We start from the raw sequence: 13,702 nt of genomic DNA, 5'->3' as shown, positions 1-13,702 counted from the left end.
TCAGGCTCCTACCACTTGGTCTTGATGTCGAAGACGAAGGTCCGCTGGGGCAGCGGGTGCGAGACGTAGGCCTGATCGTTGAACAGGTTGTCGATCCCGACGCTGAGCTGGGCCTTCTTGGTCACGTTCCAAGACACCCGCGCATCGACCGTGAAGTACTCGGTCTGGAAGCCGTACGCGTCGCCACGCACCAAGCCGAACAGGTCGGAGTTCGGGCGCGAGGCGTAGCGCCACCCTAGCGAGGCCTTCAGGCTGTCGCTGATGCGATAGCGGACATTGCCGCTGGAGCGCCAATCGGGAATGCGCGGGAACTTCACGCCCTCGGCGGCGGTGTTGGCGCGGTTCCTGATCGTCTTGGCGTCGATCCGCGTCACGTTGGCGTCGATGTCCAGGCCAGGGATCAAGACGTCCGAGGCCTCGAGGATCAGCTCCAGGCCATACTGCCGGACCTTGTCGACGTTCTTGTAGGAGGTGATGACGGTTCCGTACTGGTTCAGGCCGCTGAAGCTGAAGATCGCGTCGTCGATGTCCTGGTAGAACAGGCTGGTGGTCGACCGGACCTTCCCGAACTTGCGGCGCAGAATGACGCTGGCGTCCGTGGACTTTTCAGACTTCAGGTTCGGGTCGTAGCTGGTGGGATCGATCTGGCGGGTGATGTCGTCGAACCGCCCCTGGAACAGCTCGCCGACGGTCGGAAAGCGCTTGGCGGTCCCGAGGCTGACCTGCAGCTCGAAGTCGCCCGGAATCCGACCTTGCAGCGAGAGCTTCGGACTGACCGAGGTCTCGTCGCGTTCCGGATAGCGGCTGTCGACCCGCGCGCCCGAGACTCGCTTGCCGATACCGCCGTCGAAGGCGCGCCAGCTGTCGAAACGCAGGCCGCCGGTCAGGACGAAGTTGCCGTCCAGGTCATAGGCGTCCTCGGCCCAGACGCCCCACAGGCTGGTCTTGCCGTAGGTCGAGGTCGAATAGACCGGCGCGGTCGCGGTGTGCCAGTGGGTGGTGGCGTAGGTGTCGGTCCCCGCCTCGTAGAGGTTGGCGTTCAGGCCAAGGCCGATCTCGTGCTTGCCGAACGCGCGATCGAAGGTGGCGTCGCCTGTCCACCAGCCGGGCTTGGTCTGGCGGCTTTGCGTGCCGGCGCCATTGGACGCGCCGGTGGCGTAGTCGTTGGAGGTGCGCGAGTCTTGGTCGGGAATCCAGTAGCGCGACAGATTGAACGACGCCTTCCAGCCCGCCAGCGGACCGTCCAGCTTCAGCCCGGCCAGATATTCGGTGCGGTCGGTCTCGGAAAAGGTCAGGCCCGTGGCGTTCCAGGTCTTGCCGGCATAGGTGACCTTGCCCTGATAGACTGGCTTGCCCGACGCATCGACCAGCCAGCCGCGCGGATTAGTCAGGTCCTGGTTGGTTTTCCAGGCCAAGCCCAAGACCTGGATGTCCCAGCCATTGGCCGCGGCATAGCCGACGCGCAGGCGAAGCTGGTCCTGGATCACATGCACCGGCGAGGCCCCGCCAAACACCGGCGTGGCCAAGCGGCTATCGCTATAGGCGCCGGTCACCGCCGTCCCCGTCCCGGTCGTCGCCGACAACAGGTTGTAGGTCATGGACTGGCCGGTGTTCTCGAAATGCCGGAAGCCGCCGCGCACGCTCCACGGCCCGTCCTCCTGCTTGTAGGAGACGCCCCCCTCGGCGCTGTAGCCCTTGAAGGTCTGGTCATAGCCGTATTCCTTGAACGGCATGATCATGGTCTGGGCGTTGGCGTAGACCTCGCGGCCAGGCTCTGGCTCGCGCGTCGTGACCGAGATCACGCCGCCCATCGAATTGCCGCCGTAGCGCGCCGAATAGGGCCCGTAGACGATGTCGAACTGGCGCACCTCGGCCGGGCCGACGACGTTCCACTTGGGCGGATAGTCGTAGCGATTGCCCAGGAAGTTGGAGACCACTAAACCATCGACCAGCACGATGGTGCGGGCGCTCTGGACGGTGTTAGCGCCCCGTAGGGCGACCACGGCGTTGTCGTCGCCGGCGAAGCGTTTGCGCACGAAGAAATCGGGCGCGTACTTCATCAGGTCTTCGACATTGACCGCGTTGATCGCCTCGAACTCGGTCTGCCCCAGCGAAACGGCGAGGCCGCGCGGCACGACGGTAACGGGCTTGTCGCCTCGCCCCACGACCAGGACCTGGTCGACTTCGGACGATTTGGGATCGGCGGGATTGGCGGGATCGGCGGCCAGCGCGAAGGCGGGCGACGCGAAGGGGCTGACCGCGAGCGCGGCCAGGAGAGCGCGCGCGGAGGCGGCGCCGCTAGAGACAGACATTCTTGTTTCCGATTCGTCAGACGGTGAGGAGCCGCCGCCGATTGGCGAGCGGGATCGAGGGTCAGACGATCGAAGGGGGGCCTGTCTTGGGCGGCGGGGGCGCGGCCAGGCCAAGACCTGGACGTTGATGAACCGGCGTCGAAGCGGTCTGGACGAACGGCGCGAAGGCCGGCGCGGCTAGGCTCTGGAGAACCGGCGCGTGGACAGGCGCTGAATGTCCGGCGAAGGCGCACCCATGCTGGGTCGCGCCCTTTTCCCCGTCCTTCTTGTCCTGATCACCGATGATCCGCCGCAAGTCGTCCAGGGCGGGGTTGGCGGTGTTCTTGACCTCCAGCGCGCCCTGCCCCGAGCAGATCACGAGCGCCGGTAGACCATTCACGCCGCTGGGCTGGCCGAGCATGTAGCCGCTGGGGATCGCGATCCTCAGGGCCATCGCGCAGATCGCCAGCGCCACGCCGAAGCGGGCCAGCATCCGCGTCAGTCCTGACATCCCCCGGTCCATGACGCCGCCCTACGCCCAACCGGCAACGCTGTCTAGCCGTCTGGACCCTGTGAAAGCGCGCGGCCCGCCCCTAAGCCGCCGTTTGACGCGAAGCGTACCGACGCGCGGCTTGAACCAGCGCCCTGAAAGCGGCCGAGGCGTTTCTGCGGCCTGAGTAGTAGAGGCAAAGCGGTGCGATCGGCGGGGTCCAATCCGCCAGGAATCGGACCATTCGGCCCGTGGCGATGTCGTCGGCGACATCGGCTTCCATGAGATAGCCAATACCCATGCCGCCCATGACCGCGGCGCGCACGAGACTTGTTTCATCGAGGGTCAGGGGGCCCTCGGGATCGAGCTGGACGACTTCCCCCGCCTTTTCAAATCCCCAGCGAAGCAGCGCGCCGTTGGGCAGTCGAACCCGAATGCACGGATGGCGCAGCAGATCCGCTGGAACGCGAGGCGGCTCGGCCAGGTAGTCGGGCGAGGCGACGACCGCGTGACCGCGAGAGGGACCCAGAGGCAGAGCGATCATGTCGCTCGGAACCAGATCGGCGCGCCGAATGCCGAAATCGAAGCCGTCCGCCACGATATCGACCAGCTTGCCCTCCGTGACCAGGTCGACGTGCACCCGTGGATAGTCGCGCGCGAAGTCCAGAATCAACGGCTCGAAGATTTCCCGCGCGGCGCTCGGAAAGGCGTTGATGCGCAGCATGCCGGACGGCGTCTCCTGTTGCGATCGCACCGCCTCCACCGCGTCATGGATGCTCTGCACCGCTGGACGTAGCTGCGCCACGAACGCTCGCCCCGCGTCCGTCAGCGAGACGCTGCGGGTCGTGCGATGAAACACCCGCACCCCAAGTCGTTGTTCGAGCTTGGCGACCGTGTTGCTCAACGCGGTTGTCGACAAGCCCAGATCCAGCGCGCCCGCTCGGAAGGACCCTTTGCGAGCGATCGCCAGGACGGCTTCAAGTTCGATGAGCTTGAGGCGCTCCATTATCCCCTCCAGCGCAACACCATATGCCGATTTGTCCCGGTTATCCGGATGCTGGTCCAGCTCTAAATTGAGCTCATCGGCAGCGCCCAAGACCCGTCGCAACGGAAAGCGGCGCCCGGGCCGCCCTCCCCTTCCCCAAGAAAGGAGCCGTCATGACCCTCAAGTTGCCTCACCCCATCTCCCGCTATTTCGACGCCGACAAAGGCAAGGACGCCGACGCCACCGCCCAATGCTTCACGGGCGGAGCGATCGTCCGCGACGAGCGCAACACCTACGTGGGGCGCGACTCCATCCGTCGATGGAAGGAGCAGTCGTCCAAGAAGTACACCTACAGCGTCGAACCGTTCGGGATCGTCGTCGACAAGGGCCGCATCGTCGTTACCGCTCATCTGGTCGGCGACTTCCCCGGCAGCCCCACGGACCTGCGCTACTTCTTCGTCCTAGAGGACGACAAGATCGCCGACCTGGAGATCACGCCGTGAGCCCGGCCGAATTCGAAGGCGTTCGCGCCGTGATCACCGCCGGCACCAAGGGCGCTGGGCGCGCGACGGTCGAACGCCTGCTGCAAGGCGGCGCGAGCGTCGTGACCGCCGCCCGCAGCGCCGCCAACGCCCCCGCCGGCGCCTCTGTCGTGGAAGTCGACCTGACGCGGCCGGAAGGCGCGGAGCGGTTGGCCGAGGCGGCGATCGAACGCCTCGGCGGCGTCGATGTCCTCATCCACGTCCTGGGCGGTTCGTCCTCCCCGGGCGGCGGCTTCGCCGCGCTCGACGACGCGCACTGGACCGCGGAACTCGACCTCAACCTGATGACCGCGGTTCGTCTCGACCGAGCGCTGCTGCCACAAATGCTCGCGCGTGGCCGCGGCGCGGTCGTCCACGTCTCGTCGATCCAGAGGACACTTCCGCTGCCGGAGTCGACCACGGCCTACGCCGCCGCCAAGGCCGCCCTCACCACCTATAGCAAGGCGCTGTCCAAGGAGGTCGGCCCCAAGGGCATGCGCGTCAACGTCGTATCTCCGGGATGGATTCATACCGAAGCGGCCGACGATCTGATGCGCCGGATCGCCGACAGCACGGGCGGGAGCCTCGAAGCGGCCAAGCAGAGTATCCTCGACGCCCTCGGCGGCATCCCGCTCGGCCGGCCGGCCAAGCCCGAGGAAGTGGCGGAGCTGATCGCCTTCCTGGCGTCGGACCGCGCCTCGGCCATTCATGGCGCGGAGTACGTCATCGACGGCGGCACGATCCCCACCATCTAGCCGCCCGAGGTCGCTATCCAGGCTGGGCTTCGAGGTCGCCGCCTTCAAGCCAAGGCCGTCTCGGATAGCGATCTCCCGCTCGCCGCGGAAAAATACATATCGCGATAAGTTTTATCTGGACAACCCGCCGAGCCGTCGCTACACAACAGTTATTGCGATAACAAATATCGCTGAAACAAACAGCTTTACGAAGGAAACACCCGATGATCCGCCAAGCTCGCAACATCCTCGTCGCCGCCGCGCTGACCGGCCTGGCCGGCGCCGCCCACGCCCAGACCGACGCCTCGCGAGGCGCCCGCGCCCCGGCGATCCGCAACGTCGTGCTGGTCCACGGCGCCTTCGCCGACGGCTCGGGCTGGCGCGGGGTCTACGACCGCCTGACCGCCAAGGGCTACAAGGTCAGCGTCGTCCAGAACCCCCTGACCTCGCTCGCCGACGACGTCGCCGCCACCCGCCGCGTCCTGGCCCGCCAGGACGGGCCGACGATCCTGGTCGGCCACTCCTACGGCGGCACGGTCATCACCGAGGCCGGCAACGACCCCAAGGTCGCGGGCCTGGTCTATGTCGCCGCCCTGGCGCCCGACACCGGCGAGTCGACCGGCGACCAGTTCGCCGAGATCCCCGCCCCTCCCGGCTTCGTCATCGAGGCGCAGTCCGATGGCTTCGGCTTCGTCAACATGGCCAAGTTCAAGTCGGGCTTCGCCGGCGACGTCAGCGACGCGGACGCGGCCTTCATGCGCGACTCCCAGGTGCCGATCGCCATGTCCGCCTTCGGCGACAAGGTCACCAAGGCCGCCTGGCGCGTGAAGCCCAGCTGGTTCGTCGTCGCGACCGAAGACGGCGCGATCGATCCCAAGCTGCTGCGCAAGACCGCCGCCCGCATCGGCGCCCAGACCGTCGAGATCAAGGGCAGCCACGTCGTCTTCCTCAGCCAGCCCGAGGCCGTCGCCAACGTCATCGACAAGGCCGCCACGACCGCGGACCAGAAGACGAAGTAGCGCCAAGGTCCTCTCAAGGCCCGTTGAGCCAGCCGCCGACGCATCCCTCGCGTCGGCGGCTTCGCCGATGGCGGCTGGAAGCCGCCGCCGCTCTCCTGCTATGCGACAAGCTTCATGACCTTCAAAACGCCCCCCGTCACCGCCTGGTCCGCCGCCCTGATCGCCGCCCTCATTGGCTTTGGCGGCACGGTGGCGCTGGTCGTCCAGGCCATGAAGGTCATGGGCGCCAGCCCTGAAGAGACCGGCTCGGCCGTCACCGCCCTCTGCCTCGCGATCGGCCTCGCCGGCGGCGCGCTGTCGGTCGGGCTGCGGATGCCCGTCGTGCTCGCCTGGTCGACGCCGGGCGCGGCCCTGCTGGCGGGGACCACCGCTCAGCTCTCATGGCCCGTTGCGGTTGGCGTTTTCGTGATCTCGGCCGTGCTGGCGATCGTGCTCGGCCTGGTTCCGGTCCTGGGTCGACTGGCCGAGAGGATTCCGAGCGCCGTCGCCTCGGCCATGCTGGCCGGCGTCCTGCTGCCGTTCTGCCTGACCCTTTTTCGCACGGCGGCCATCGATCCCCTTCTGGTCGGCGTGATTCTGGCGGTCTTCCTCGCTGCCCGGCAGCGCGCGCCGCTCTATGCGATGCTTCTGGCCCTGACGGCCGGGGTGGCGCTGACGCTGGTGCGCGGAGGCCTCTCCTTGCCGTCCTCGGGCCACGTCCTGGGGATGCTGGCGCCGCAGGCGCCCCTCTTTCAGCCCGCGGCGATCGTCAGTCTGGCCTTGCCGCTCTTCCTGGTCACCTTGGTCTCTCAGAACCTGCCCGGCCTGGTGGTGTTGCGCACGGCCGGCTATCGCCCGCCGCCCCGCCCGCTGCTCGCCGGAGTTGGCCTGGCGTCCTTGCTGGCGGCGCCGTTTGGCGCTCATGGCGTGAACTTGGCGGCCATCACCGCGGCCATCTGCACCAATCCGGAAGCCCACCCAGACGCGGCGAAACGATGGGTGGTCGGCGTGATTTACGCGGGCTGCTATCTGCTGCTGGCGCTGTTCTCTCCGTTCCTGGTCGGCGTCTTCCTGGGGCTGCCGCACACCGTGATCGCGGCCTTGACCGGGCTGGCCCTGATCCCGGCCCTGCTGGGCGCGCTCGAGTCAATGTTGGCGCCAACGGGCGACCGCGATCCGGCGATCGTCACCTTTCTGGCCACGGCCTCGGGGTTGACGCTGCTAGGCGTCGGTTCGGCGTTCTGGGGCCTGGCGGCGGGCTTCCTCGCCCTGGGCGCTCGCGCGCTCGTACGTCGCCGCGCGCGGGCGGATCAAGCAAACCCGACCTAGGCCCCACGGGCGCGTCGGTTGCGGTTGAAACCCAAAAGCCTGAACCTGGCCTCCCGCGGGGCGGCCATGAGAAACCGGCCCGCCGGCCCGACGCCTAGATCGACCGCCCGCGTGACGGCGGACGCCCAACCCTCGGGGGAGAGGCCCCCCCCCTTAGGCGAGATGATCGCCTGGGAAATGGTGGACGTGTTCGGCGACTTCGCGGCATCGCTAAAGCGTCCTCGGCCTCGATGGCGAGGTGTCGATCCGCGCCGATACTTTGGAGACTAAAGAGTAACGTTAAGACGACAGGATGACGGGCGCACGGCGGCCGGTCTTACACAAGGCTCTGCTTGCTCGAATCGCCTCGAATATCCCCCAAGCGACCACTCCGCTCGATTGAATTCAATATATACGGCGAGCAAATTACGAAATATTTGAATATATTATAATTAACTCCAGCATCCGCGTCAAAACAACGCACGACGCGTCCAGGTGCGCGCCCGAAATGTCCCCTTAACCGGCGTCGTTTAACTTGGAACGCATTATGGGATGGACACGTCTCGGGCATGTAAACTTAGAGTTGCGCGCCACGAGGAAGATCGGCGGGATGGATTTGATGCTGAAGAGATTTGCGAAAGCTGGAAGCGCCATCGACCGCGCTCAAGTCCTTGAAGCGCTGCGGGCCAATGTCATGGTCGCCGACGCCAAGCTGAACATCACCTATATGAACAGCGCCGTGCGAGCTCTCCTGGAGGAGAGCGAGGCTGACATTCGCGCGGAACTACCAAACTTCAGTGTCGCCAAGCTGGTCGGCAGCAATATCGACGTGTTCCACAAGAACCCGTCCCACCAGCGCGATATGCTGGCCAAGCTGACCAAGCCCCATAGCGCCACGATCCGCGTGGGTAAGCTGGCGTTCGATCTGCTGGTGACGCCCTTGCGCGAGAGCGGCAAGACGACAGGCTTCGTGGTCGAGTGGGCCAACGCCAAGGAACGCCTGCTCAACATGGACTACACCGCCCAGATCGCCGCGATCAGCCGATCCCAGGCGATGATCGAGTTCAAGGTGGACGGCACGATCGTCAACGCCAACGAAAACTTCCTCAAGACCATGGGCTATACCCTGGACGAGGTCGTTGGCCGCAAACACAGCATGTTCACCGAGCCGACCTATCGCGACAGCCAGGACTACGCCGACTTCTGGGCCAGCCTCGTCCGAGGCGAATATAAAGCCGCCGAGTTCACGCGTATGGGCAAGGGCGGCCAGATCGTCACGATCCAAGGCTCTTACAATCCGATCCTCGATGAGAACGGCAGGGTCGTGAAGATCGTCAAGTTCGCCACCGACGTCACCAAGCGGGTCGAGGCGGTCAATGAAATCGGCGCGGCCCTGACGGCGCTGGCGCATGGCGATCTCGAACAACGGATCGAGCGAGCCTTCATCCCCGAACTTGACCAGTTGCGTCTGGATTTCAATCGGGCCTTGGAAACCTTGCAGGGCACGATGCAATTGGTCGGGCGCACGGCCACGACCATCCGCGCCGGAACCGACGAGATCAGAAGCTCGTCGGACGATCTGTCCAAGCGCACCGAACAACAGGCCGCGAGCCTGGAAGAGACGGCCGCCGCCCTCGACGAGATCACCGCCACCGTCAAGCGCGCCGCCGAGAACGCCGCGCAAGCCTCGTCGGCCGCGTCCAGCACGCGAAATGAAGTCGAACAGTCGGGCGCGGTGATGCGCGAGGCGGTTTCGGCGATGGGTGAGATCGAGCAAAGCTCCGGACAGATCACCCAGATCATCGGGGTGATCGACGAGATCGCCTTCCAGACCAACCTTCTGGCCCTGAACGCCGGGGTCGAGGCCGCGCGCGCCGGCGAGGCGGGCCGAGGCTTCGCGGTCGTGGCCCAGGAAGTGCGGGCCCTGGCCCAGCGCAGCGCTGACGCCGCCAAGGAAATCAAGGCGCTGATCGCCAGCAGCACCGCCCAGGTCGGCCGCGGCGTGAAGCTGGTGGGCGACACGGGGCAGGCCTTGGGTCTGATCGTCGAGAAGGTCGCGCAGATCGACAGCCTCATCTCGGAGATCGCCACCTCATCGCGCGAGCAGGCGACCGGGCTCAACGAGGTCAACGCCGCGGTCAATCAGATGGATCAGGTCACTCAGCAGAACGCGGCCATGGTCGAGCAGGCCACCGCCGCCGCTCACTCGCTTCGCGAGGAGACCCAGTCCCTGACCGACCTGATCGGGAAGTTCCAGTATGGCGATAGCGCGGCGGCCGCGCCGTCCCGCGCCGCGAGCGCCCCGCCCAGGTCGCCCGTCCACGCGGCGCAGCAAAAGATCAGGGCCTTCGCCGGCGCCCGCCCGGGCGCCGCGGCCAACGCCGCCCTTAAAACCGAAAACTGGGAAGAGTTCTGATGACCGAGCCCTCGACCGCCGGCCAGTTGGAGCTGATTTCCTTTGAGATCGGCGGCCAGGAGTTTTGTATCGACATCAGTGTCGTGAGGGAAATTCGCGGGTGGACCCCCGCCATGCCCATGCCCCAGATGCCGGAGTACATTCGCGGCGTCATCAATCTGCGGGGGGTGGTGATGGCGGTGCTCGACCTGCGAAACCGCCTGGGCCTTGGCCGCACGGAACCTTCGTCGCGAAATGTCATCGTCGTCGTCCAGCTCAACGACCAGATGGTCGGCCTGCTCGTCGACGCGGTTCAAGAGACCTTCATGGTCGATTCCGAGTGTCTACAATCCCCACCGGTGATGGACGCGACCGTCGATATGTTCATAGACGCGATCATTCCGCTCGACGGGCGGATGCTCAGCCGCCTGGTGGTCGGCGCGTTGATGCCCGGCGGCGTCGCGCTGGCCGCCTAGGATGCGCGCGTAACGCCCATTGGCTGGCCGGGCGCCGCGGCCATGGGATATCGCCGAGTTGCGTCATGGCGGAAGCACCGTTCGGCGTGGCGCCGTGATTGAGCGGTCGCTGACGCGGCGACCTCGCCCACGACGATCAGCAGCGGCCCGCCTCCCGTCCGAAGCGGAGCGGCGCCGAGATCGGCCAAGGTCATCCGCGTCAGCCGCGCATACGCCGCGCCAGCGTTCTCGATGGCCGCCACGGGCGTGCTGGCGGACCGTCCTTCGGCCATCAGCGCCCGAGCAAGAGTCGGCGCGGCTTCGGCGCCCATATAGACCGCCACCGTCGCCTCCGGATCACCGCCCATCCGCCAGTCGCCCGCCATGGCGCCGTCCTCGACGCGCGCCGTGGTGAAGACGACGCGCCGCGCTTCGCCGCGATGAGTGAGCGGGAAGCCAAACTGGGCGGCCGCCGCGCAGGCGGCGGTGACGCCCGGCACCACCTCGGTCTCGACGCCGAAGCGGTTCAGGAACGCCATCTCCTCTCCCACGCGGCCAAAGATCGACGGGTCCCCGCCCTTCAGGCGCACGACACGCAGACCTCGACGCGCCAGGCGCAGCATCAGGCGATTGATCTCATCCTGCTTCATGCTGGGCTTGCCGGCGCGCTTGCCGGTCTGGATCCGGACACAGCCCGGCGGCGCCAGCGCGACGGCCTCTTCGGAGCACAGGGCGTCGTAGAGCAAGGCTCCCGCGCTCTCGACCGCGCGCATGGCGCGCACCGTCATGAGATCCACCGGGCCTGGGCCGGCGCCGACCAGCAGCACCTTGCCGAGTTTGCTTTCAACCAGCATGGACGGGCTCCTTGGGCGTTACGAGGAAGGCTTTGATCATGCGCGCGATTTCGGGACGGCAGGATCCGCAGTTGGTCCCCGCCCCCGTCGCCGCGCCGACGGCGTCGGCCGTGTCCGCGCCCGCGGCGATCGCGGCCGCGACGACCTTGGCGCCGACCTTCAGGCAGGCGCAGACCATCGGTCCCTTGTCGACTTGCGCGCCTGGCGGACGCCCGAACAGCAGGGCCGAGCGCGCTTCGGTCGTCAGATCCGCCTGGAACAGATCGACCAACCAGTCGCGGGGCGGCAATCGGCCTGTCGTTGTCATGTAGAGAACAGCGACCAGCTGATCGTGCTCGACCCAGGCCTCCCGGCGAGCGCCGGTCGCGGCGTCCTCATAGGTGACGAGTTCGCCGGCCAGCCTCTTGGTCAAGGCCTTGCGAAGGGCGTCGCGCTCGTCCGCGTCGCCCCGGCCGGCGAACTCGTGCCGCTGGCAGGCGTCTTGGGGAATACGCCGCCAGACAAGATCCGCCCCCAGCGGGGACATCAGGGCGGATCGACTCAAGAAGAAGCCCTTCCAGGTCTCGCGATACGGTCGCACGCGAGCGGGCGTGTGCTTGAACTCGGGCTGGCCCGACGTCGGATCGACGATCGGCGCCACCAGGCTGTTGGCGCGCCCCGACGGGGCGAAGGCGTCGGTCCAGTGCATGGGCATGAACAGCGAGCCGCGGCGTTGACGGTCGCTGACCTTGGCGACGGCCACAGCCTCGGCACGCGCGGTCGCCACCCTGGCCAGGGCCCCGTCGTTCAGCCCCAAGACCTCCGCGTCGTCCGGATGGATTTCGACATAGGGCTCGGGCGCGTGGCGACACAGGTCCGGCGCCAGTCCCGTGCGGGTCATGGTATGCCACTGGTCGCGGATGCGGCCGGTGTTAAGCGACATCGGGAAGGCCGCGCTGGTCGCTTCGGCGGCCCCCTTCGGCGAGACCGGAACCATGCGGGCGCGGCCGTCCGGCGTTTGAAAACGTCCATCGGCGAACAGTCGAGGCGTCCCCTCGCCGACCGACAGCACGGGCCATCGGATTGGCGAGAGGTCGTCGTAGGCTTCCGGCGTCAGCGCCGACAGGCCCGCGAGGTTCAGAAAACGATCGCGATTCTCATAGGCGGTCAGGCGCGCCCATTCACGGAAGACCGCCGCGTTGCTCGCCCAGCCAAAGCCGTCGAAGCCCATCGCGCCGGCGACGTCGGCCATGATCTTCCAGTCCGCGCGGGCCTGGCCCGGCGGCGGGAACAGCGCGCGCTGGCGTGAGATGCGGCGCTCGGAATTGGTGACCGTGCCGTCCTTCTCGCCCCAGGCCAGGGCCGGCAGCTTGACGTGGGCGAAGGCCGTGGTGTCGGTCTCGACGCAGTCCGAGACCACCACGAACGGGCACGCGGCCAAGGCGTCGCGAACCGCGCCGCTGGCCGGCAGGCTGACCGCCGGATTGGTGGCCATCACCCAGATCGCCTTGATCCGCCCGTCCCTGACGGCCTCGAACATCTCGACGGCCTTCAACCCCGGCGCGCGGGCGGTGTCAGGCGCGCCCCAGAAACGAGCGACGCGGTCGCGATCCTGGGGCGCGAAGTCCATGTGGCCGGCCAGGGTGTTGGCCATGCCGCCCGTCTCGCGCCCGCCCATGGCGTTGGGCTGGCCTGTGATTGAGAAGGGGCAAGCGCCTGGCTTGCCGATCCGGCCGGTGGCGAGGTGGGCGTTGATGATGGCGAGGCCCTTGGCCACGCCCTGGGCGGACTGGTTGGCGCCCATGGAGAAAAGACTGACCGTTCGCGCGTTCGCGGCGAACAGGTCATAGAAGGTCCGCAGATCCGCGATCGCGACGCCGCAGTCGGCGGCGACCGCGCTGACCGACTGGTCGTTTTCCGCAAGCGCGGCGGTGACTTGCTCGAAGCCGTTCACGTGGACGGCGATGTACGCGTGGTCGATCGCGCCGCGCCGGATGAGGTCGGCGAGCAGGCCGTTCCAGAGACGCACGTCGCTCTGCGGGGCGATGGCCAGATGCAGGTCCGCGCCCTCGGCCGTGTCGGTGCGGCGGGGGTCGATGACGACGTGCTTCTGGCCCCGCGCCCTCGCCTGCTCCATGCGGCGGAAGAGCACCGGATGGGTCCAGGCGGCGTTGTGGCCGCTGAAGACGACCAGATCCGCCAGATCCAGGTCCTCGTAGCAACCGGGCACGAGGTCGGCGCCGAAGGCCTGCTTGTGGGCGGCGACGGCCGAGGCCATGCAGAGGCGGCTGTTGGTGTCGATATTGCCCGAGCCGATGAAGCCCTTCATCAGCTTGTTGGCGACGTAGTAGTCCTCGGTTAGCAATTGGCCAGAGACGTAGAACGCGACGCTATCGGGACCGTGGCGGGCGATCGTCTCCTTGAAACGGCGCGCCACCAACGCGGTGGCTTCGTTCCAACTCGCGCTCTTGCCGTGGATCGTCGGCTCCAGCAGCCGGCCTTCCAGGCCGACGGTGGCGCCGAGGGCCGCTCCCTTGGAGCACAGCCGGCCCAGGTTCGCCGGGTGGGCCGCGTCGCCGGTGATCAAGACCGACCGCCCCGCTCCCACCGCGCCCGCGACGCCGCATCCGACCCCGCAGTAGGCGCAGGTCGTCTTGACGGTTCGCGGGGCGCTGGAGCCGTCGGCCATCGA

At 67.2% G+C, this 13,702-nt stretch carries 11 protein-coding genes; 6 read left to right on the top strand and 5 right to left on the bottom strand.

Translation table 11 applies throughout. The features are described from left to right. Positions 1 to 8: 8 nt before the first annotated feature. The 3 genes from J2728_RS07980 to J2728_RS07970 all read right to left on the bottom strand — a co-directional run bounded on the left by J2728_RS07980 (position 9) and on the right by J2728_RS07970 (position 3,877). On the bottom strand, positions 9 to 2,312 hold the full coding sequence (locus J2728_RS07980) for a TonB-dependent receptor (protein WP_309998125.1): 2,304 nt from the start codon (positions 2,310 to 2,312) through the stop codon (positions 9 to 11). Positions 2,313 to 2,373: 61 nt separating this feature from the next. Then, complete coding sequence (locus J2728_RS07975; RefSeq protein ID WP_309998123.1) at positions 2,374 to 2,802, bottom strand: hypothetical protein; 429 nt, start codon at positions 2,800 to 2,802, stop codon at positions 2,374 to 2,376. Between the two features lie 82 nt (positions 2,803 to 2,884). After that, the gene (locus J2728_RS07970; protein ID WP_309998121.1) at positions 2,885 to 3,877 is read right to left on the bottom strand and encodes a LysR substrate-binding domain-containing protein; all 993 of its coding nucleotides are present in this window, start codon (positions 3,875 to 3,877) and stop codon (positions 2,885 to 2,887) included. Positions 3,878 to 3,939: 62 nt separating this feature from the next. Between J2728_RS07970 and J2728_RS07965 the strand changes: the two genes are divergently transcribed. The 6 genes from J2728_RS07965 to J2728_RS07940 all read left to right on the top strand — a co-directional run bounded on the left by J2728_RS07965 (position 3,940) and on the right by J2728_RS07940 (position 10,198). After that, positions 3,940 to 4,269, top strand: a complete 330-nt coding sequence (locus tag J2728_RS07965) for a nuclear transport factor 2 family protein (RefSeq protein ID WP_309998119.1) — start codon at positions 3,940 to 3,942, stop codon at positions 4,267 to 4,269. After that, positions 4,266 to 5,042, top strand: a complete 777-nt coding sequence (locus J2728_RS07960; protein WP_309998117.1) for an SDR family oxidoreductase — start codon at positions 4,266 to 4,268, stop codon at positions 5,040 to 5,042. Before J2728_RS07965 ends, J2728_RS07960 begins: the two co-directional genes overlap by 4 nt. Before the next feature lie 203 nt (positions 5,043 to 5,245). Beyond that, positions 5,246 to 6,040: an alpha/beta fold hydrolase gene (locus J2728_RS07955; RefSeq protein ID WP_309998116.1), complete on the top strand. Its 795-nt coding sequence runs from the start codon at positions 5,246 to 5,248 to the stop codon at positions 6,038 to 6,040. 114 nt (positions 6,041 to 6,154) lie between these two features. Then, entirely contained in the window at positions 6,155 to 7,348 is a 1,194-nt protein-coding gene (locus J2728_RS07950) for a benzoate/H(+) symporter BenE family transporter (RefSeq protein WP_309998113.1), read from the top strand. 598 nt (positions 7,349 to 7,946) lie between these two features. Then, positions 7,947 to 9,743, top strand: coding sequence for a methyl-accepting chemotaxis protein (locus J2728_RS07945; protein ID WP_309998112.1), 1,797 nt, complete (start codon positions 7,947 to 7,949; stop codon positions 9,741 to 9,743). Continuing rightward, positions 9,743 to 10,198, top strand: a complete 456-nt coding sequence (locus tag J2728_RS07940; protein ID WP_309998111.1) for a chemotaxis protein CheW — start codon at positions 9,743 to 9,745, stop codon at positions 10,196 to 10,198. Before J2728_RS07945 ends, J2728_RS07940 begins: the two co-directional genes overlap by 1 nt. Here J2728_RS07940 and cobA read toward each other — a convergent pair. Together cobA and J2728_RS07930 are read right to left on the bottom strand one after the other, a co-directional pair. Beyond that, positions 10,195 to 11,031, bottom strand: coding sequence for a uroporphyrinogen-III C-methyltransferase (cobA, locus tag J2728_RS07935; protein ID WP_309998108.1), 837 nt, complete (start codon positions 11,029 to 11,031; stop codon positions 10,195 to 10,197). The genes J2728_RS07940 and cobA overlap by 4 nt on opposite strands. Then, a complete protein-coding gene (locus J2728_RS07930) occupies positions 11,021 to 13,699 on the bottom strand; it encodes a molybdopterin-dependent oxidoreductase (RefSeq protein WP_309998107.1) in 2,679 nt (892 codons plus the stop codon). Before J2728_RS07930 ends, cobA begins: the two co-directional genes overlap by 11 nt. Positions 13,700 to 13,702 lie beyond the last annotated feature (3 nt).

The organism is Caulobacter segnis (assembly GCF_031454995.1).
GTDB classification, from domain to species: Bacteria; Pseudomonadota; Alphaproteobacteria; order Caulobacterales; family Caulobacteraceae; genus Caulobacter; species Caulobacter segnis_E.
This window is presented reverse-complemented; position numbering and strand designations above follow the sequence as displayed.